Raw genomic sequence first — 19534 nt, 5'->3', positions numbered from 1 at the left:
CTACCGTGCTGGATCAGCCGAGTTCGCGGCAGTGTTCACGGAGGATTCTCCTATCGGCGTAGATCGAATCGCTCGGCGAGTTGCATCCGGTGTCGAACGGTTCCGAACGGTTCCGAGCGGTCTCGACGTCCCGCTGCGCTTCGGAGGACATCCGGTCTGTTGAGGGCGTCCTGCATGTGGATCGTGGAGACAGCCGGCCGACGGCCGCGTGCACGCCTCGTCTCGGGTGACGTGTCGGCCCTGATAGCCTCCGGGACAGTGAACATCATTTCTTGTGCGTGACCTTCGAGCCTCGCATCGACAGTGAACGACGCCGCGCGTCTGCGGCGGTGATTTCGCATGCCGTGCGTGGGAACCCGATGCCGGGTTCCCTGCGACCGCATCCCACCGGAATCGCCCCTCGGAGTTCACATGTCCCTCACCTCCTCCACCGACCCTTCTCTGTCCCATGCCGACCTGCGCGGCGACTGCAGGCGCTGTCATGCACTGTGCTGCACCGTCTTCGGTTTCTCCCGCTCCGCGGATTTCGCCACCGACAAACCCGCCGGGTCGCCGTGCGCACACCTCGGGTCGGAGTTCTCCTGCACCATCCACGACGCATTGCATGCGCGCGGCTACCGCGGCTGCACCGTGTTCGACTGCTTCGGTGCGGGACAGGCGGTCTCCGCTCGGATCCCCGCCGAACACGTCGCCGCCGTGTTCCCGAGAATGAAGCAGCTGCACGAGATGCTGTGGTATCTCGCCGAAGTGCAGCGCCGAGCATTCGCTCCCGATGCCGCCGCCGCTGCCCGCACGCTCGGCTCCTCGATCACCCGCTTCGCTCATAGCGACGCCTCCGAATTGCTCACCCTCGACCTGGGCCTACTGCATGAGCAGGTGCGCGCGCTGCTCATCGAGGTCAGTGCCGAACTGCGCGCGTCGTATCTCGCGTCCACCGCACCGGATCCGCGACTGGGCCCCGGCGTAGACCTGGCGGGCCGATCCCTGCGTGGCCGTCGACTGTGCGGCGCCGACCTGCGCGGCGCGTGCCTGATCGGCACGGATCTGCGGGGCTGCGATCTGACCGCGGTGGATCTACTCGGCGCCGACCTACGCGATGCCCGCCTCGACGGCGCCGATCTGTCGTCGGCGTTGTACCTGACCGGCCCGCAGGTCGCCGCAGCGCGCGGTGATCGCAACACGACACTGCCCCCGTGGGTGCCGGCGCCCTCGTGGGGCCGGCAGTCCTGATCTGCCCGATACCACCGGCCACACCGAACCCGTCGGTCCCTCCTGGCACACTGGATTCGCACATGCGTACGACGACCACGGGAAGGTGGGTGCTCCGATGGCGAGCCGGGACGAATCGGGTCTACTCGAGTGGGCCGCGTCGTACCTGGAGACACTGCAGACCGCGAAACGCTCGACGCACACCGTCAAGGCCTACCGACTGGACCTGCACGGGGTGTGCGCTGCGCTCGCGGCAGCGCGCGGCGTCGCTCCGGCGGCGCTGACCGTCGCGGACCTCACTATCCGCGGGTTGCGCACCGCGTTCGCCGCGTTCGCACGGGAGCGTCAACCGGCATCGGTGCGGCGGGCGTGGTCGGTGTGGAACAACTTCTGCAACTTTCTCGTCACCGAGGGGCTTTCCGAGGGCAATCCGATGGCCTCGATCACCCAGCCGAAGCGCCCCGAGCACACCCCGAAGGCCTTCAAACCGGCCGCCGTCGGGCAACTCGTCGACACCTTGACCCACGACGCACAGCACCCGAGCGGGTCACCGCGGGACTGGCCGCAGCGGGACCTGGCGTTGGTCGCGACACTGCTGCTCACCGGGATCCGCTCGGAGGAGTTGATCTCGCTGGATCTGGGACACATCCTCGGTGGGTTCGACGCCCCGGTGCTGCGGGTACACGGCAAAGGCGCGATCGAACGGGAAATCCCCCTCGAAGACAGCTGGACGGCGATCACGTCCGCTTACCTGCAGGAACGCTATGTCCGGTTTCCGTCGCTGCGGCGTTCGGTGCTCGCCGACCGCACGGATCTGCCGGTGTGGGAGCGGCACACACCGGCAGATCCGTTGTTCGTCGGGGCCGATGGGCAGCGCATCACCCGCGGAACCCTGCAATACCGGGTGCGGCGCATGTATCGGCGTGCGGGCATCGAATCCGAACGCAAACGGGGAGCGCTCGCGCACGCGCTGCGGCACACCTTCGCGACGTCGCTGGCCGACAACGGCGCCACGATGGTCGAGTTGCAGCAGTTGCTCGGGCATCGGTCGTTGCAGACCGTGCAGATCTACACCTCGGCGACGAACGACGCGGTACGGCATGCAGCCCGCCACAACCCGGTATACGGGTTGCTCGGCGGAACCGATCGCACTGTGAGCGACGACGCGAGCTGACAGACTGGGATCCGAACCGCAGTGTCGAGGTGCGCTCCGCAGGTGAGGACGCACCGAGAACAACGAAGGAGCTTGCATGAGCGTCGAATCGGTGGAAGCTGCGCGTCATCGCGTCGTGGTGATCGGATCGGGATTCGGTGGATTGTTCGCCGCGCAGGCCCTCGCCCGCGCCGATGCCGACGTCACGCTGGTAGCGCGCACCACCCATCATCTGTTCCAGCCACTGCTCTATCAGGTGGCCACAGGCATCCTCTCGGTCGGCGACATCGCCCCGGCCACGCGCATGGTGCTGCGCAAACAGGACAACACCCGGGTGCTGCTCGGGGAAGTCGACGACATCGATCTCGAGAACGGCACGGTCACTTCCCAGTTCCTGGAGCGACGCACCGTCAGCGACTTCGACTCGCTGATCGTCGCAGCCGGCGCCGGCCAGTCCTATTTCGGCAACGATCATTTCGCCGAGTTCGCGCCCGGCATGAAGACGATCGACGACGCACTCGAGTTGCGCGGCCGCATCCTGGGGGCATTCGAGCAGGCCGAACTGTCGAACGACCCCGAGGAACAGACCCGACTGCTCACCTTCGTCGTGGTGGGCGCGGGCCCGACCGGTGTGGAGCTGGCCGGGCAGATCGCGGAACTGGCGCATCGCACCCTCAAGGGCACCTTCCGTCATATCGACACGACGCGGGCGCGGGTGGTGCTGCTCGACGGCGCATCGGACGTGCTGCCGGTGTACGGCGGAAAGCTGTCGAAGAAGGCCCGCCGAACCCTCGAGGGTCTCGGTGTGGAGATCCAGCTGGGCGCAATGGTCACCGGCGTCGACGCAGACGGCCTGACGGTCAAGGAGAAGGACGGCACCGAGCGACGTCTCGAATCACAGTGCAAGGTGTGGTCGGCGGGTGTGGCGGCGAGTCCCCTCGGCAAGCAACTGGCGGAGCAGTCCGGCGCCGGCATCGACCGGGCCGGCCGGGTCGAGGTACTGCCGGACTTGTCGCTGCCGGGGTATCCGAACGTCTTCGTGATCGGCGACATGATGTCGCTCGACAAGCTTCCGGGACTCGCGCAGGTCGCGATGCAGGGCGGTAAGTACGCGGCGAAGCAGGTCATCGCCTCGCTCGAGGGTCAGGGCCCGTCGCAGCGGCCCCCGTTCAAGTATTTCGACAAAGGGTCGATGGCCACCATCTCGCGGTTCAGCGCGGTCGCGAAGGTCGGCAAGCTCGAGATCAGTGGCTTCCTCGGCTGGATCGCCTGGCTGTTCATCCACCTGCTGTATCTGGTGGGGTTCTCGTCGAAGATGTCGACGTTGTTGTCCTGGGCACAGGCGTTCTTCTCGGCGGGACGCAACGAGATGGCGGCGACGGAGCAACAGGTGTTCGCGCGGATCGCGATCGAGCGGCTACGCGACCACGAGAACGGCATCGGCACGGGCACGGGCACGGGCACCGACGCTGCCGCCGAGAAGAACACGGACTCGGTGCCGGCGGATCGCAAGGCCGCCGGCTGACAGGTCGCCGCGTGGTCAGTTCCCGATGCGGGAGCTGTCCTCGATGTTCGCGAGCCGCACCTGGCCCTGGGAGACGAGGCGGTCCTGCCCGTCGGTGATCAGCACGCGCCACAATTGCTGGGTACGGCCCCGGTGGATGGGGGTACCCACGGCGGTGAGGACACCTTCGCGGGTGGCCCGCAGGAAGTCCGTGTTGTTGTTGACACCGACGACGTTGCCCCGGTCACCGAACCAGGTGGCGCCGCCGATGCTCGCGATCGTCTCGATGACCGCGCAGTACACCCCGCCGTGCACGATGCCGTAGGGCTGATGCTGAGTGGGGCTCACCGTCCACTGCGCCCGGACTACGTCGGCGGTCAGTTCCAAGAATTCGAGCCCGAGCGCCGTCCCGAAGCCGGTGCGATTGAAGGCGGTCATCTCATCGAGCGTGGCGGTGGGATCCGGGATGGACTGATCGGTCATGTCTGGGCATTCTCCTGCTCGATCGGGGCCGGCCGAGCGCCGGTGGCCGTCGAACTATGGTAGGACATGGCCGTTTTCGCCGGTGGCGCCGCGAGCACCCATGGCGGGTTCCGAACAGAGCGGCGGGCCTCGCGTGGTGATCGCGAGGCCCGCCGTCGGGATGGACCGGGAGTCACTGCAGCCCTCAGGACTCCGGCGCGGTCCGGTGTTGCGCGCCTCCTACTATAGGCAAGCCTGACCTAATCCCACAAGGCCTCGGACCGGGCGGCCCGACGCCACGAAGGCGTCGAGCAACTGCTGACCCCGGCGCGTCGCGTCGCGTCGGGACGCGCCACCGAGGACGGGCAGCTGCGATGCGCCGGTGACGACCGTACGTCCGACCATCGCCCAGAAGCGGGGGCCGTCGAGCGGTGCGCACCGCTGCACGGCCTCATGCACCGCGACCAGGGCGGTCACGGCGCGATGCGCAGTCCACACCGCCATGGCCTCCTCGCACGGCAGCACCACGACCCCGCGATCGGCGGCGGCCCGGTCCCCCGGGAGTACGCGCAGGGTGTCGTCGGCGACGCCGGCCCAGTCGATGCACCCGTCGCTGTCCTGGTGCAGCCAGAGATTGTCGAGGCCGGGATCCCACACGCGGCCCTCGAGGGCAAGTGGGGCCAGCACCCGGCCGACAACAGCGTGGATGAGTGCAGCGGCGACCTGTTCGGCGGCGACCCTCGGTTCCTCGACATCTTCGAGCGAGCGCCGATACAGCAAGTCGATGCGCTCGGAGCGCTCGGCGCTACCGAGACTCCACCAGCGGCGCTTGGGTTCTTCATCGATACAGGCCACGGCGTAGACGCGGGGCGATCCCGCGGCGAGGGCCCGCAGGCGGGTGCGAGTGTCCTCGAATGCGCGGGCGGTCCGGTCGTCGAACATGGGGACCGGAGCAGTGGTGGTCGGCGGCAGCAGCAGAGTCGTCATCCGACACCTCTCTTGTCGACAGGAACCCAGCGGTTTGCTTAGGTAAGGCTAACCATTACATCCGAGGTGGGGGTAGCGCAACCCGCCGCACCGGAACTCCGACCGTCGACCGCTACCGACCTGCCCCACCCGGTGACAGACCGAAATAGGATTCCGTAACCTAACCTCCAGACCTACCCGAGAACGCCGTCACGAGGAGCGCCCCACGCACGTGGCCACCATTCGACCCCCTTCCCCAGACCTCACGGCCACCGAACCGACGACCACCGAGTTGACCGGACCGCCCACCACGGCCCGGCGCGTCGTCGCGGAGCTGCTGGACCTCGCGCTCCTCGCGGTCCCCCTCGTCATCGGCGCGTTGCTCGTCGACACCCTCGCCGACGCCAATGGAGGCGGACAGACCGACCGCGTCGTCTTCGGCACCGCCGCACTCGCCGCCACCGCCGGGTTACTGCTGTGGAACCGCGGCCGCCGGGAAGGGCGCACCGGCGCGAGTCTCGGCAAGACCTGGACCGACCTGATCACCCGCGACCCCGACACCGGCGCCCCCGTCGGCCCCCGCCGCGCACTGTTGCGTCACCGCACCGAAGTCGTCCTGGCACGCACCGCCGCCGACGACGGCTTCACGCCACTGCCCACGGACACCAGTGTTGCCGGGATCCGCCGCAGACGACTCCTCGGACTACTCGCCCTCGCTGTGATGCTCGTGCTGGTTCTGCTCGCCAGCATCGCGATCGGGGCCCGCCCGATGACCTTCACCGAAGTGTTCCACGCACTGTTCGTCAACGACGGCGCCGAAACCGACGTGATCATCCACTCCCTACGCATCCCCCGCACCCTGCTCGGACTGCTCGTCGGCATCGCCCTCGGGGTCGCCGGCGCCCTCATCCAAGGCCACACCCGCAACCCCCTCGCCGACGCCGGCCTGCTCGGCATCAACGCCGGCGCCGCCCTGTTCGTGGTGCTCTCGATCTACCTGCTGGGCACCAGCACCCCCGCCGAATACCTGTGGTTCGCGTTCGCCGGATCCCTGTTCTCCAGCGTCGTCGTATTCGGATTCTCCTCCATCGGCAACGGCGGCTCGAGCCCCCTGAGCCTGGCCCTCGCCGGCGCCGCCGTCGCCTTCTTCCTCCAAGCGATGATCCAAACCGTCGTACTGCTCGACCAGACCAGCCTCGACGGCTACCGCTTCTGGGTGGTCGGTTCCGTCGCCGGACGCGGCATGGACGTCCTCTGGCAGGTCCTACCGTTCATCGTCGTCGGCCTCGTCATCGCTCTCGCCAGCACCCCCGGCCTCAACGTGCTCAGCCTCGGTGAAGACGTCGCCCGCTCCCTGGGCACCAACATCGCGCTCACCCGCGTCGTCGGCATCGCCGTGATCACCATCCTCACCGGCGCCGCCACCGCCGCATGTGGCCCCATCGCATTCGTCGGCCTGATCGTCCCGCACATCGCCCGCGCCGTCACCGGCCCCGACTACCGCTGGCTCGTCCCCTATGCAGGCCTACTCGGCGGTGTGCTGCTCGTCCTCGCCGACGTCATCGGCCGCATCGTGGTGCGCCCCGGTGAACTCCAGGTCGGCATCGTGCTCGCCCTCGTCGGCGCCCCGTTCTTCATCGCCCTCGTCCGCCGCCGGAAGCTGGTGTCGCTGTGACCGACCTGACGAAAATCGACCCCGCGACCCCGCCCACCCCAGGCGAGGAACCACGCCGTCGCCGTACCCCCGTACAGCTCTCCACCGCAGTGCCCGCCCGCCCCGGTTTCCGCGTCGGCCGCTTCTCCGTCGTGTGGCGCGGCCGCCAGGTTCTCGTGTGCACCCTGCTCGCCGTCGCCGCGTTCCTGCTCCTGTGCGTCGGGCTCGGTCGCGGCGACTACCCGATGTCCGTCCCTCAGGTCATCGAGGTACTCCTCGGTGGCGGCGAACGCCTCGACCGGTTCATCGTGTTCGACCTGCGGCTCCCCCGCGGCATCGGCGCGCTGGTCGTCGGCGCTTCCCTCGCTGTTTCCGGTGCCATCACCCAGTCCCTGTCGCGCAACGCTCTGGCCAGCCCCGACATCCTCGGCATCACCGCCGGCGCCAGCGCCGCCGCCGTCGCCCTGATCGTCGTCACCAGCGGCGGCACCGTCGTCGGGCTCCTCGCCGCACTCGGTCTGCCCTTGGCAGCCCTCGTCGGCGGACTGCTCACCGCCGCCGCGATCTACCTGCTCGCCTGGAAGAACGGCGTCGACGGATTCCGCCTGGTACTCATCGGCATCGGCGCCAACGCCATGCTGATCGCCCTGACCAACTGGATGCTCGTCTCCGCCGACATCAACGACGTCTCCCGCGCCCAGGTCTGGCTGACCGGCTCCCTCAACGGCATCAGCTGGAGCCAGGTCATCCCCGCCGGCATCGCCCTCGCCGTCATCGGTACCTGGACGATCATCGCCTCCTTCACCATCGGCGCCCTGCGCCTCGGCGACGACACCGCCCGCTCGCTCGGCATCCGCCTGCAATCACAACAGGGCATGCTCCTCATCGCCGCCTGCGCCCTCGCCGCCATCGCGACCGCCGCCGCCGGACCCATCGGCTTCGTCGCGCTCGCCGCACCCCAGGTCGCGCTGCGACTCGTCCGCTCCGCCGGCCCCCCGATCATCGCCTCCGCACTGACCGGCGCGGCGCTCGTCGTCGGCGCCGACATCATCGCCCGCACCATCCTGCCGGTCTCACTGCCGGTCGGTCTCGTAACCTCCGCGCTCGGCGGCCCGTTCCTGCTGTATCTGCTCGTGCGCTCCAACCGGAAGGTGTCAGTGTGACCCACGCCCAGCCCCTCGACACGCACCCCGCCGGCGCGGCCCACGCCGCCGACGCCGCCGTCTCGCGGCTCATCGCCGAGCATCTCGCACTCGGCTACGGAGACCGCCTCATCGTCGACGACCTCGACCTCGAGATCCCCACCGGCGTGATCACCACCATCATCGGACCCAACGGCTGCGGCAAATCCACCCTGCTGCGCGCACTGAGCCGCCTGCTCAAACCCCGCGGTGGACACGTCGTCCTCGACGGCCGCAAGATCACCACGATGCGCACCCGCGACGTCGCCCGCGTCCTCGGCATGCTTCCCCAGGCACCCACCGCCCCCGAAGGACTGACCGTCGCCGACCTCGTCGCCCGCGGCCGCCACCCCCACCAGTCGTGGGTCCGGCAATGGTCCGGCGACGACGAAGACGTCGTCTCCACCGCGCTGACCCGCACCGGCATCGCCGACCTCGCAGACCGACCCGTCGACGAACTCTCCGGTGGCCAACGCCAACGCGCCTGGATCTCGATGGCCCTCGCGCAGGGCACCGACATCCTGCTGCTCGACGAACCCACCACCTACCTCGACCTCGCGCACTCCATCGAAGTGCTCGACCTCGTCGACCAGCTGCACAGCGAACTCGGCCGCACCGTGGTGATGGTCCTGCACGACCTCAACCTCGCCGTCCGCTACAGCGACCACCTCGTCGTCATGCGCGACGGCAAGGTCATCGCCTCCGGCCCCCCGACCGAGATCATCTCCGTCGAACTGCTCCGCGACGTGTTCGGACTCGACGCCTCCGTCATCAGCGACCCGGTCTCCGGCCGACCCCTGATCGTCCCCATCGGCACCCGCCACGTCTACGGCACCGTCGGCGGCGACACCCCACCCGAAAAACTACGACCCTAGGTAGTACGCACAAATGTCGGAGACTCCGTAGAATCACCGTATGGCAGCACTAGGCGAACTCGAGCGAGCAGTGATGGACCACCTGTGGTCCTCCACCGAACCCCAAACCGTGCGACAGGTACACGAAGGCCTCTCCGCCCGACGCTCCCTCGCATACACCACCATCATGACCGTCCTTCAACGCCTCGCGAAGAAGAACCTCGTCATCCAACAACGTGACGACCGCGCCCACCGCTACCTCCCCGTCCACGGCCGCGACGAACTCGTCGCCAGCCTCATGGTCGACGCCCTCGACCAGGCCGACGAGACCGCCGGACGCACCGCCGCACTCGTCCACTTCGTCGGCCGGGTCGGCGCCGACGAAGCAGCCGCACTGCGCGCCGCACTGGCCGAACTCGAAGCCCAGCACAGCACCGACCGACCCGCAGGAAAGGCGAGCTGACACACTCGACACCATGGATGCGACCACCGCGCTCGTATTCGGCATACTTGCGCTCCTTCTCGCAGGCCCGGTCCCCGGGCTCCTCGCCCGCGCCACCTGGCCGCACCGCAACCCTCGCGCGGCGCTCGTGCTGTGGCAGGCCGTCGCCTTGGCCGCCGTCCTCTCGGCGTTCAGCTCCGGCCTGGCCATCGCCAGCCGCCTACTGGTCCCCGGCCACGACGGCCGTCCCACCACCGGCCCCCTCGAAGAAATCGACGCGCTCGGACTACCCCTGTGGCTGACGTACGTCGTCGTCTTCATGCTCACCCTGCTCATCGGCGGACGCCTGATCTACTCGACCGTGCACGTCGGTGTACGCACCCGCCGCCGACGCGCCCGCCACCGCATGCTCGTCGACCTCCTCGACCGGCGCGACAACATCTCCGCCGTCCGCACCCTCCCCCACGTGCGGATCCTCGACAGCACCGACCCCATCGCCTACTGCCTGCCCGGCATCCGGCACCGCGTCGTTCTGTCCGAAGGCACCCTCGACAACCTCACCGACCACGAACTGAGCGCCGTCCTGCGCCACGAACACTCCCACCTGCGCGCCCGCCACGACCTCATCCTCGAAGCATTCACCGCCGTCTACGAAGCGTTCCCCCGCTGGGTCCGCTCCGGATCGGCACTCGGCTCCGTGCAGCTCCTCGTCGAGATGCTCGCCGACGACTCCGCCGTCCGGCTCACCGGACCCACCCCACTCGCCCGGGCCCTCGTGGCCTGCGCCGACGCCCACACCCCCACCGGTGCCCTCGCCGTCGGCGGACCCTCCACCCTGCTACGAGTACAGCGACTCGCCCAGCCCGGCCCCGACCTGACCATCTCCACGTGCGCCTACATCGCCGCCGCCGCGATCCTCGTCGTCCCCACCGTCGCCGTCGCCGTCCCCTGGCTGACCGAACTGACCCGCCTGTTCCACCACTGACACACCTCGCATCCCCGTTCGATTTCGATCACGCCCCATTTCGGGGGAAGCTGTACCCATGACCGTCGAACGCACCGATACCCCCCTCGCCCAGATCGGCGTCACCGGCCTGGCCGTCATGGGGTCCAACATCGCCCGGAACTTCGCCCGCCACGGCTACACCGTCGCCCTGCACAACCGCAGCATCGCCAAGACCGACGCCCTGCTCGCCGACCACAGCAGCGACGGCACCTTCGTGCGCACCGAAACGATCGACCAGTTCGTCGCCGCGCTCGAGAAGCCCCGCCGCGTCCTGATCATGGTCAAGGCCGGCGACGCCACCGACGCTGTCATCGAAGAACTCGCCGACGCCATGGAACCCGGCGACATCATCATCGACGGCGGCAACGCCCTCTACACCGACACCATCCGCCGCGAAGCCGCCCTGCGCGAACGCGGCCTGCACTTCGTCGGCGCCGGCATCTCCGGCGGCGAAGAGGGCGCCCTCAACGGACCGTCCATCATGCCCGGCGGCCCCGCCGAGTCCTACGCCGCCCTCGGCCCCCTCCTCGAAGCCGTCTCCGCCAAGGTCGACGGAACCCCCTGCTGCACCCACGTCGGCCCCGACGGCGCCGGACACTTCGTCAAAATGGTGCACAACGGCATCGAATACGCCGACATGCAGCTCATCGGCGAGGCCTACCACCTGCTGCGCGACGCCCTCGGCTACGACGCCGCGAAGATCGCCGACGTGTTCGCCGACTGGAACACCGGCACTCTCGAGTCGTACCTCATCGAAATCACCGCCGAAGTGCTGCGTCAGACCGACGCCGCCACCGGCCGACCCCTCGTCGACGTCATCGTCGACGCCGCCGAACAGAAGGGCACCGGACGCTGGACCGTCAAGGCCGCCCTCGACCTCGGCATCCCCGTCACCGGCATCGCCGAAGCCGTCTTCGCCCGCGCCCTGTCAGGTTCCCGCACCCAACGCGCCGCCGCCCGCGACCTGACCTCCGGCACCCTCGGCGCCGCCCCCACCGACGCCGCCCAGTTCACCGAGGACATCCGCGCCGCCCTCTACGCATCGAAAATCGTCGCCTACGCCCAAGGATTCGACCAGATCGCCGCCGGCAGCGCCGAATACGGCTGGAACGTCGACCGCGCCGCGATGGCCACCATCTGGCGCGGCGGCTGCATCATCCGCGCCCAGTTCCTCAATCGCATCAAAGAGGCCTACGACGCGGACCCCGAACTGCCCAGCCTGATCCTCGCCCCGTACTTCCGTGACGCCATCGAAGCAGGCATCGACAGCTGGCGACGCGTCGTCGTCACCGCCACCACCCTCGGCATCCCCATCCCCGCCTTCGGCTCGTCCCTGTCGTACTACGACGGACTACGCGCCGAACGCCTCCCCGCCGCACTCACCCAGGGCCAGCGCGACTACTTCGGAGCACACACCTACGAGCGCACCGACAAGCCCGGCAAGTTCCACACCCTGTGGAGCGGCGACCACAGCGAAGTCCAAGCCTGACCGACCGCGATCGACCATGACCGGCCCCGCGGCAGCATCCGTGGCGTGCGCGCTCGCCGCCGCGGTACTGATCGCCGTCAGCATGGTCGCCCAGCAACGCTCCGCCGCCGCCGTCCCCACCTCCGCCCCACTCGTGGGCAACCTCGTCCGCAGCCCCCGCTGGTGGGCGGCGCTGGCCGTGGACGGCGGCGGCTACACCCTGCAAGTACTGGCGCTTGCGCTCGGCGCTGTCCTGATCGTGCAGCCTCTCCTCGTCTCATCGTTGCTGTTCGCCATCCCCATCTCCGCCTACTACACCGGGCGACGACCCGACCGCCGCACCCTGCTGCTCGCCGGCGCACTGTGCATCGCCTTGGCGGTGTTCCTGATCGCCGGCAACCCCACCGCGGGAGCCGTCGATGCCGCCGCCACCCGATGGGCACTGCCCCTCACGATCACCCTGGCCGTCACCGCCTGCGCCACCACACTCGGCCTCGCACCCGGGCCGCCGGGACGCCGCGCCATGCTGCTCGGCACCGCCGCCGGCATCCTCTACGGCATCGCCGCCGCCTTCACCAAACACGTCACCGATCTCATCGAACACGGCCTGCCCACCGTCCTCGGTTCGTGGCAGACCTGGGCCGTGATCGCCGCGGGACTCACCGGCATGTACCTGCAGCAACGCGCCTTCCAAGCCGGACCGCTCACCGCCTCCCTGCCGACGCTCACGATCACCGAACCGCTCGCCGCGGTGTTCCTCGGCATGACAGTGCTCGGCGAACACCTCGACACCGACGGCCTCGGCCTCACTGCCACCGTCTCCGCGGTGGCAGTGATCGCCGTGACCACCCTCGCGCTCGCCCGCACCGTCGCGCCCAACTCCTCCGCCGCCGCATCGGAGACGGAAAGGACAGCGACAAAGAGGCCTACACAGCCCTGATCAGCTCGCCGACCGCGACAACACCGCGACCAGGAATTCCGAGTCCTCCGCGAACGGGCGCAGATCCCACGTCGACAACAACAACTCCGGCGTGAGCCCCCCGGCCGCCGCATCCGAAAGAAACTCGGTGAAGTCGTAGTCACGGCCCGCGCCGAACCCCACCACCGCACGCCCCGACGACGTCAGATGCCGCGCGAACGCAGCCAACGTCGCCCGCCGCGTCGACGGCGCCAAGAACGTCATCACATTGCCCGCACACACGATCGCGTCGAACTCCGCAGCCACACCGCGACTCGGCAGATCCAACTCGGCGAGATCCCCGACCAACCACGTCGGTCCCGGATGATCTTCCTCCGCCGCCGCAATCAACACCGGATCGACATCGACCCCCACCACGACATGCCCCACCCCGTGCAGATAACCACCCAACCGACCCGGCCCACACCCCGCATCGAGCACCCGCGCACCCCGCCCCAGCATCGCGTCGACGAACCGGGCCTCACCGACGATGTCCTGCCCTTGCGCGGCCATCGTCCGGAAACGCTCGACATACCAACTCGAATGCGACGGATCCGCCTCGGTGATGTCCTCCCACTGGCTTCGGATGCGCTCGGCCAACGTCCCACCTCCTCGATCGGGCCCGCCGGCGCGAGCCACATACGACCCACCCTAAGCACCTCATCCCACCGCACCACACGACAGCCCACGACCCGCCGAATTAGAATGGACACTTTCACCGCATCGTCCGGGAGAAACCACCATCGTCCCGGACCCGACGAGAGGAACACGGTGCCTGCGGCACCCACTACCGGCACGGTGCCTGCGGCACCCACAACGAGCACACCCCCGGCCGACTCCGGCGCAACCACCGCGGAGACCGACTCCGCCGGGCAGGAGGGCTCCCCTAGCGAGCCGGGCGACAAACCCGGCGCCACCACCACACAGGAGCGGCCATGATGTCCGTCGCCCTGTCCATCCTCAGTCTCCTCGGCTTCGTCGCACTCACCGCAGGAACCGCCCTGTTCGTCGCCGCCGAATTCTCTCTGACCGCCCTCGAACGCAGCACGGTCGAAGCGCACGCGCGAGGCGGCGACCGCCGCGCCCGCCAGGTACAGCACGCACACAGCACCCTGTCGTTCCAGCTGTCCGGCGCCCAACTCGGCATCACCATCACCACCTTGATCACCGGCTATCTCGCCGAACCGGTCCTCGCCCGCTTCCTCGACCCCGTGTTCGATGCCATCGGGCTGGCCGAGAACACCGCGAGCACCGTGTCCCTGGTCGTCGCGCTCGTCCTCGCCACCTCGTTCTCCATGGTCTTCGGTGAACTCGTCCCGAAGAACATCGCGATCTCCCGACCTCTGGCCACCGCGCGCGCCACCGCCGGCCTCCAAGCCGGCTTCTCACTGATCTTCCGTTGGGCCATCAACGGCCTCAACGGCACCGCCAACAGCATCGTGCGGCGCCTCGGAATCGAACCGGCCGAAGAACTACGCTCCGCGCGGTCCCCACAAGAACTCGGCTCCCTCGTGCGCACCTCCGCCGAAAGCGGCGTCCTCGACGAATCCACCGCCCGACTCGTCGACCGTTCCCTGCGCTTCGGTGAACGCACCGCTGAGGACCTCATGACCCCGCGCATGACCATCGAATGCCTCGATCGCCGAGACACCGTCCTCGACCTGATCGAACTGTCCTCCCGCACCGGATACTCCAGATTCCCGGTCATCGACTCCGACCTCGACTCCACACTCGGTGTCGTCCACATCAAACACGCATTCACCGTCGCCGCGGACCGGCGCGGCACCACCGCGGTCCAGGACCTCGCCCGGAAGGTCCCGATCGTGCCCTCGACACTCGACGGTGACACCGTCATGGAGCGGGTCCGCGCCGACGGAATGCAGGTCGCCCTCGTTGCCGACGAATACGGCGGTACCGCCGGAATCGTCACCATGGAAGACCTCATCGAGGAAATCATCGGCGACGTCCGCGACGAACACGACGAACCACAACCCGACGCGCACCCGCTCGGCGACGGATGGTCGTGCTCCGGGCTTCTGCGCATCGACGAGGTCGAACGCCTCACCGGCTACCGCGCGCCCGACGGCGACTACGAGACTATCGGCGGGCTCATCCTCACCGAACTCGGTCGCATCCCCGAGATCCACGACGAAATCCCGCTCCCTGCGCGCGACCACGACGACCCCCCGTGGCTCGCCCGGGTCCTCGAGATGGACGGTCACCGCATCGACCGGCTCCTCCTGACCCCCACCGACCCCGGACGGAACAGTACCGACCACGACGAGCACACCGACGAGGAGCAGCCATGAACGACCTGCTCGGGGCCGCTCTGACCATATTGCTCCTCGCCGGCAACGCCTTCTTCGTCTGCGCCGAATTCTCACTCATCACCGCACGCCGCGACCGACTCGAAGCACTCGACGCCCAGGGCAAGAAACGGGCCCGCACGGTCATCGCCGCCGGCGAACACCTCTCCTTGATGCTCGCCGGCTCCCAACTCGGCATCACGATCTGCTCGATCCTCCTCGGCCGCGTCGGCGAACCCGCCATCGCACATCTCATCGAGGCGCCGCTCCACCTCATCGGCCTCCCCGACCAGCTCCTGCACCCCATCGCGTTCACCATCTCGATCGCGCTCGTGGTGACCCTGCACATCCTGCTCGGCGAGATGGTGCCCAAGAACGTCGCCATCGCCGGACCCGAACGCACCGCCATGCTCTTCGTCCCGGTCCACCTGCTGTTCATGCGACCGGCCCGCCCCCTGATCGCCTTCTACAACTGGTGCGCCAACATCACGTTGCGTCTGATGCGCGTCGAACCCAAAGACGAACTCGACGCGACCGTCACCGCCGTCGAACTGACCGAGATGATCGGCGAATCCCGCTCCGAAGGCCTGATCGACGAAGAAGAACACCGCCGACTCATCCAGGCACTGAACACCGGGGGACGCACCGTCGCCGACGTTCTGATCCCCCTCAGCGAAGTCCGCACCGTGCCCGCCGCCACCGCTGGTGTCGCACTCGGCGCCATCGAACACGCCGTCACCTCGACCGGGTTCTCCCGGTATCCCACCCGCACCCCCGCCGGCGACTACACCGGGTACCTCCACGTCAAGGACATCCTCGACCTCGTCCACGACCAGGCTGCGGGACCCGACACCGTGATCCCCCCCGACACCATCCGCCCACTCCCGTCGCTGCCCCTCGGCACCGCACTCGACGAGGCCCTGTCCCAACTGCGACGCACCCGCTCCCACCTCGGCGGCGTCGTCGACAACACCGGAGCGATGCTCGGCATCGTCGCGCTCGAAGACCTTGTCGAAGAGTTCGTCGGCACCGTCCGCGACGCCACCCACCGCATCACCGATCCCACGCCCGGCCGCCGCACAGGAGGCGCACCCCAGTGACCGAGGCCCCCACCGACCACCGCGAGGTGATCCTCACCGAGCACCAGTGGACCGCGCGCCGCGACCGACACCGGTACCAGGTCGACGAACTGCTCGCCGCACACCTGCGCCGGCGCGCGGCGCACGAGAAGCACCCGGTCCACGACTTCCTGTTCACGTACTACCGGCACCGGCCCGCGCAATTACGGCAGTGGCATCCCGGGTTCGGCACCGTCCTGCTCGGCGCTGGTCGCGAATATCGCGACCAGCGCGCCTACGAACGGGTTGTCGTCGACGGCACGCCGGGGGTTCGTGTGAGCTCCGACACCCTCGACAATCGGCTCTCGACGCTCGGTTTCATAGCCGAACTGCTGACGCGAACCGGTTCGCGGACCGCCCAGCTCGGATGTTTCGGACTGCACGAATGGGCGATGGTGTACCGCACGAGCAGTGACGATGTGCGGCATTCGACGGTGCCACTGCGGCTCGGTCACGCCGGAACCGATGCGGTAGTGGAATCAATGCAGTTGCGCTGCAGTCATTATGACGCCTATCGGTTCTTCACCCCGGACGCGGCACCTCGTAACATCGAACCCCTGACCCGAGACGACCAACTCGACCGCGAGCAGCCCGGGTGCCTGCACGCCGGCATGGACCTCTACAAGTGGTGCTACAAGCTCTCTCCGCTGATCGATTCGGACCTACTGCTGCGCTGTTTCCGGCATGCGGCCGCAACACGCGAACTCGACATGCGCGCGAGCCCGTATGATCTGAGCGACTACGGCTACTCGCCCATCACGATCGAGACTGCCGCCGGACGCGCACAGTACGTCCGCGAGCAGACGGCGCTCACCTCCCGCGCCGCGGACCTGCGACAGGACCTGCTCGAACGATGCTCCGCCCTGCGCGCGCGCCGAACCGACGTACGCTCCTAGCTACCGGCGGGTAACATAATTGGTGAATTTTCGTGCGGCTCCCGGATCGCAACATCACCGGGCGCACAGCAACCGGAAAGAGTGAGGGTAATGACCGAACGCGTGACCATCGGCGGACTTCAGATCGCCAAGGTGCTCTACGACTTCGTCAACAATGAGGCACTCCCCGGCACCGGAGTGGACGCGGACGCGTTCTGGGCCGGCGCCGACAAGATCGTCGACGAGCTCGCACCCAAGAACCGTGCTCTGCTCGCCAAGCGCGACGACCTGCAGGCACAGATCGACACCTGGCACCGCGACCGGGCCGGAGCGCCCCACGACGCGGCTGCCTACAAGGCATTCCTCGAGGAGATCGGCTACCTCGTTCCGGTCCCCGCGCCCTTCCAGGTCGATACCGCCGGCGTCGATACCGAGATCACCTCCACCCCGGGCCCGCAGCTCGTCGTGCCGATCCTCAACGCCCGCTTCGCCCTCAACGCCTCCAACGCCCGCTGGGGTTCGCTCTACGATGCGCTGTACGGCACCGACGCCATCTCCGAAGAAGGCGGCGCCGAGAAGACCGGCGGCTACAACAAGGTCCGCGGCGACAAGGTCATCGCCTGGGCCCGCGACTTCCTCGACAAAGCCGCACCCCTGCAGTCCGGCAGCCACGCCGACTCGACGAACTACTCCATCGACGGCACCGAACTGAAGGTCACGCTCTCCGACGGCACCGTCACCGGACTCGCCGACGCCGACGAGCTCGTCGGCTACCTCGGCGACAAGAACGCCCCCACCTCGGTGCTGCTGCGCAACAACGGCCTGCACATCGAGATCCAGATCGACGCCGCCTCCCCCATCGGAAGCACCGACGCCGCCGGAGTCAAGGACGTCGTCCTCGAATCCGCCGTCACCACGATCATGGACTTCGAGGACTCCGTCGCCGCAGTCGACGCCGACGACAAGACCGTCGGATACCGCAACTGGCTCGGCCTGAACCGCGGCGACCTGACCGAGTCGTTCGACAAGGGCGGCAAGACCCTGACCCGCACGCTCAACGACAACCGGGTCTACACCGCTCTCGACGGCAGCGAACTCGAACTGCACGGCCGGTCCCTGTTGTTCGTCCGCAACGTCGGTCACCTCATGACCACCCCCGCCATCCTCGACGCCGAGGGCAACGAGATCCCCGAGGGCATCCTCGACGCGCTGATCACCAGTCTGTGCGCCGTCCACGGTCTGCACACCGACGAGGCCCATGGGCCCCTGGCCAACAGCCGCACCGGCTCGATCTACATCGTCAAGCCCAAGCAGCACGGCCCCGAGGAATCCGCCTTCACCACCGAACTGTTCGGCCGCGTCGAAGAGGTCCTCGGTCTTCCGGCCAACACACTCAAGGTCGGCATCATGGACGAGGAGCGACGCACCACTGTCAACCTCGCCGCCTGTATCGAAGCCGCCTCCGAACGCGTGGTGTTCATCAACACCGGCTTCCTCGACCGCACCGGCGACGAGATCCACACCTCTATGGAAGCCGGAGCCGTCGTTCGCAAGGCCGCCATGAAACAGCAGAAGTGGATCAGCGCCTACGAAGACTGGAACGTCGACACCGGCCTCGCTGCCGGCCTGCAGGGCAAAGCGCAGATCGGCAAGGGCATGTGGGCCATGACCGAACTCATGGCAGACATGCTCGTGCAGAAGATCGGCCAGCCCAAGGCCGGCGCCAACACCGCATGGGTGCCGTCCCCCACCGGCGCGACCCTGCACGCCACCCACTACCACGAGGTCGACGTCTTCGCGGTCCAGGACGAGCTGAAGGGCAAGACCCGCGCCACCGTCGACGACATCCTCACCATCCCGCTCGCCGAGAACACCGACTGGTCCGACGCCGAGAAGCGCGAAGAACTCGACAACAACTGCCAGTCCATCCTCGGCTACGTGGTCCGCTGGATCGACGCCGGTGTCGGGTGCTCCAAGGTTCCCGACATCCACGACGTCGCACTGATGGAAGACCGCGCGACCCTTCGCATCTCGAGCCAGCTCCTCGCGAACTGGATCCGCCACGGCGTCGTCACCGACGACGACGTCGTCGCTTCCCTCGAGCGGATGGCTCCGGTCGTCGACCGTCAGAACGAAGGCGACGCTTCCTACCGGAACATGGCGCCGAACTTCGAGGACAACATTGCGTTCCAGGCTGCGAAGGAACTGATCCTCGAAGGCACCACGCAGCCCAGCGGCTACACCGAGCCGATCCTGCACCGCCGCCGCCGCGAGTACAAGGCCGCCAACGCCTGACCTCCGGCACCGCCCGACCCGAACCGATGGGCCCCGATCCGCGTGGATCGGGGCCCATCGTCACACCATCCGGCCTGCAACGG

General features: G+C 68.2%; 17 protein-coding genes. 14 read left to right on the top strand and 3 right to left on the bottom strand.

Going from position 1 to position 19534, the window contains the following annotated elements; genetic code table 11:
• The first annotated feature begins 411 nt into the window (after window positions 1-411).
• From ACZ46K_RS18240 to ACZ46K_RS18230, 3 genes are all read left to right on the top strand, one after another.
• Window positions 412-1230 carry a pentapeptide repeat-containing protein gene (locus ACZ46K_RS18240; RefSeq protein ID WP_464743995.1) on the top strand — a complete coding sequence of 273 codons (819 nt, stop codon included), beginning with the start codon at window positions 412-414 and terminating at the stop codon, window positions 1228-1230.
• A gap of 97 nt (window positions 1231-1327) precedes the next feature.
• Window positions 1328-2383, top strand: a complete 1056-nt coding sequence (locus tag ACZ46K_RS18235) for a tyrosine-type recombinase/integrase (RefSeq protein ID WP_464743994.1) — start codon at window positions 1328-1330, stop codon at window positions 2381-2383.
• Window positions 2384-2459: 76 nt separating this feature from the next.
• Entirely contained in the window at window positions 2460-3887 is a 1428-nt protein-coding gene (locus ACZ46K_RS18230) for an NAD(P)/FAD-dependent oxidoreductase (RefSeq protein ID WP_464743993.1), read from the top strand.
• Window positions 3888-3902: 15 nt separating this feature from the next.
• Here the strand turns inward: ACZ46K_RS18230 and ACZ46K_RS18225 are convergent, their stop codons facing one another.
• On the bottom strand, window positions 3903-4349 hold the full coding sequence (locus ACZ46K_RS18225; protein WP_054807742.1) for a PaaI family thioesterase: 447 nt from the start codon (window positions 4347-4349) through the stop codon (window positions 3903-3905).
• Window positions 4350-4571: 222 nt separating this feature from the next.
• Window positions 4572-5315, bottom strand: a complete 744-nt coding sequence (locus tag ACZ46K_RS18220) for a hypothetical protein (protein WP_464743992.1) — start codon at window positions 5313-5315, stop codon at window positions 4572-4574.
• Between the two features lie 271 nt (window positions 5316-5586).
• On the opposite strand from ACZ46K_RS18220, the gene ACZ46K_RS18215 reads away from it, so the two are divergent.
• The 7 genes from ACZ46K_RS18215 to ACZ46K_RS18185 all read left to right on the top strand — a co-directional run bounded on the left by ACZ46K_RS18215 (window position 5587) and on the right by ACZ46K_RS18185 (window position 12839).
• The gene (locus ACZ46K_RS18215; RefSeq protein WP_464749386.1) at window positions 5587-6969 is read left to right on the top strand and encodes a FecCD family ABC transporter permease; all 1383 of its coding nucleotides are present in this window, start codon (window positions 5587-5589) and stop codon (window positions 6967-6969) included.
• Window positions 6970-7058: 89 nt separating this feature from the next.
• A complete protein-coding gene (locus ACZ46K_RS18210) occupies window positions 7059-8111 on the top strand; it encodes a FecCD family ABC transporter permease (RefSeq protein WP_464749385.1) in 1053 nt (350 codons plus the stop codon).
• A 71-nt stretch (window positions 8112-8182) separates the two neighbouring features.
• On the top strand, window positions 8183-9004 hold the full coding sequence (locus tag ACZ46K_RS18205) for an ABC transporter ATP-binding protein (RefSeq protein ID WP_464749383.1): 822 nt from the start codon (window positions 8183-8185) through the stop codon (window positions 9002-9004).
• A gap of 40 nt (window positions 9005-9044) precedes the next feature.
• Window positions 9045-9446 (top strand): BlaI/MecI/CopY family transcriptional regulator, encoded by a 402-nt coding sequence (locus tag ACZ46K_RS18200; protein ID WP_464743991.1) that lies wholly within the window; start codon window positions 9045-9047, stop codon window positions 9444-9446.
• Between the two features lie 13 nt (window positions 9447-9459).
• Entirely contained in the window at window positions 9460-10410 is a 951-nt protein-coding gene (locus ACZ46K_RS18195) for a M56 family metallopeptidase (protein WP_464743990.1), read from the top strand.
• Between the two features lie 58 nt (window positions 10411-10468).
• Window positions 10469-11920, top strand: coding sequence for an NADP-dependent phosphogluconate dehydrogenase (gndA, locus tag ACZ46K_RS18190; protein WP_464743989.1), 1452 nt, complete (start codon window positions 10469-10471; stop codon window positions 11918-11920).
• A gap of 16 nt (window positions 11921-11936) precedes the next feature.
• Entirely contained in the window at window positions 11937-12839 is a 903-nt protein-coding gene (locus tag ACZ46K_RS18185) for a DMT family transporter (RefSeq protein WP_464743988.1), read from the top strand.
• On the opposite strand, the gene ACZ46K_RS18180 is transcribed toward ACZ46K_RS18185, so the two are convergent.
• Window positions 12840-13496 carry a class I SAM-dependent methyltransferase gene (locus ACZ46K_RS18180; RefSeq protein WP_464743987.1) on the bottom strand — a complete coding sequence of 219 codons (657 nt, stop codon included), beginning with the start codon at window positions 13494-13496 and terminating at the stop codon, window positions 12840-12842. It lies immediately after the preceding gene.
• A 299-nt stretch (window positions 13497-13795) separates the two neighbouring features.
• Between ACZ46K_RS18180 and ACZ46K_RS18175 the strand changes: the two genes are divergently transcribed.
• The 4 genes from ACZ46K_RS18175 (at window position 13796) to ACZ46K_RS18160 (ending at window position 19451) form a co-directional block, all read left to right on the top strand.
• Window positions 13796-15166, top strand: coding sequence for a CNNM domain-containing protein (locus tag ACZ46K_RS18175; protein ID WP_054810864.1), 1371 nt, complete (start codon window positions 13796-13798; stop codon window positions 15164-15166).
• Window positions 15163-16263 (top strand): hemolysin family protein, encoded by a 1101-nt coding sequence (locus tag ACZ46K_RS18170; RefSeq protein ID WP_464743986.1) that lies wholly within the window; start codon window positions 15163-15165, stop codon window positions 16261-16263. The genes ACZ46K_RS18175 and ACZ46K_RS18170 overlap by 4 nt, the downstream gene beginning before the upstream one ends.
• Window positions 16260-17177, top strand: a complete 918-nt coding sequence (locus ACZ46K_RS18165) for a 3-methyladenine DNA glycosylase (RefSeq protein WP_464743985.1) — start codon at window positions 16260-16262, stop codon at window positions 17175-17177. The genes ACZ46K_RS18170 and ACZ46K_RS18165 overlap by 4 nt, the downstream gene beginning before the upstream one ends.
• A 90-nt stretch (window positions 17178-17267) precedes the next feature.
• Window positions 17268-19451: a malate synthase G gene (locus tag ACZ46K_RS18160; RefSeq protein ID WP_464743984.1), complete on the top strand. Its 2184-nt coding sequence runs from the start codon at window positions 17268-17270 to the stop codon at window positions 19449-19451.
• Window positions 19452-19534: the final 83 nt, after the last annotated feature.

The sequence above is a fragment of the Rhodococcus sp. JCM 9793 genome, from assembly GCF_055380405.1.
The sequence above is the reverse complement of the archived record's forward strand: the minus strand, read 5'-3'. Positions and strand labels throughout refer to the sequence as shown.

Excerpts from the sequence above, each read along its gene's own strand:
- ACZ46K_RS18200 (WP_464743991.1), top strand. The coding sequence starts at position 9,045 with ATGGCAGCACTAGGCGAACTCGAGCGAGCAGTGATGGACCACCTGTGG.
- ACZ46K_RS18240 (WP_464743995.1), top strand. The coding sequence starts at position 412 with ATGTCCCTCACCTCCTCCACCGACCCTTCTCTGTCCCATGCCGACCTG.
- ACZ46K_RS18160 (WP_464743984.1), top strand. The coding sequence starts at position 17,268 with ATGACCGAACGCGTGACCATCGGCGGACTTCAGATCGCCAAGGTGCTC.
- ACZ46K_RS18235 (WP_464743994.1), top strand. The coding sequence starts at position 1,328 with ATGGCGAGCCGGGACGAATCGGGTCTACTCGAGTGGGCCGCGTCGTAC.
- ACZ46K_RS18185 (WP_464743988.1), top strand. The coding sequence starts at position 11,937 with ATGACCGGCCCCGCGGCAGCATCCGTGGCGTGCGCGCTCGCCGCCGCG.
- ACZ46K_RS18230 (WP_464743993.1), top strand. The coding sequence starts at position 2,460 with ATGAGCGTCGAATCGGTGGAAGCTGCGCGTCATCGCGTCGTGGTGATC.
- ACZ46K_RS18170 (WP_464743986.1), top strand. The coding sequence starts at position 15,163 with ATGAACGACCTGCTCGGGGCCGCTCTGACCATATTGCTCCTCGCCGGC.
- ACZ46K_RS18175 (WP_054810864.1), top strand. The coding sequence starts at position 13,796 with ATGTCCGTCGCCCTGTCCATCCTCAGTCTCCTCGGCTTCGTCGCACTC.
- ACZ46K_RS18195 (WP_464743990.1), top strand. The coding sequence starts at position 9,460 with ATGGATGCGACCACCGCGCTCGTATTCGGCATACTTGCGCTCCTTCTC.
- ACZ46K_RS18225 (WP_054807742.1), bottom strand. The coding sequence starts at position 4,349 with ATGACCGATCAGTCCATCCCGGATCCCACCGCCACGCTCGATGAGATG.
- gndA (WP_464743989.1), top strand. The coding sequence starts at position 10,469 with ATGACCGTCGAACGCACCGATACCCCCCTCGCCCAGATCGGCGTCACC.
- ACZ46K_RS18220 (WP_464743992.1), bottom strand. The coding sequence starts at position 5,315 with ATGACGACTCTGCTGCTGCCGCCGACCACCACTGCTCCGGTCCCCATG.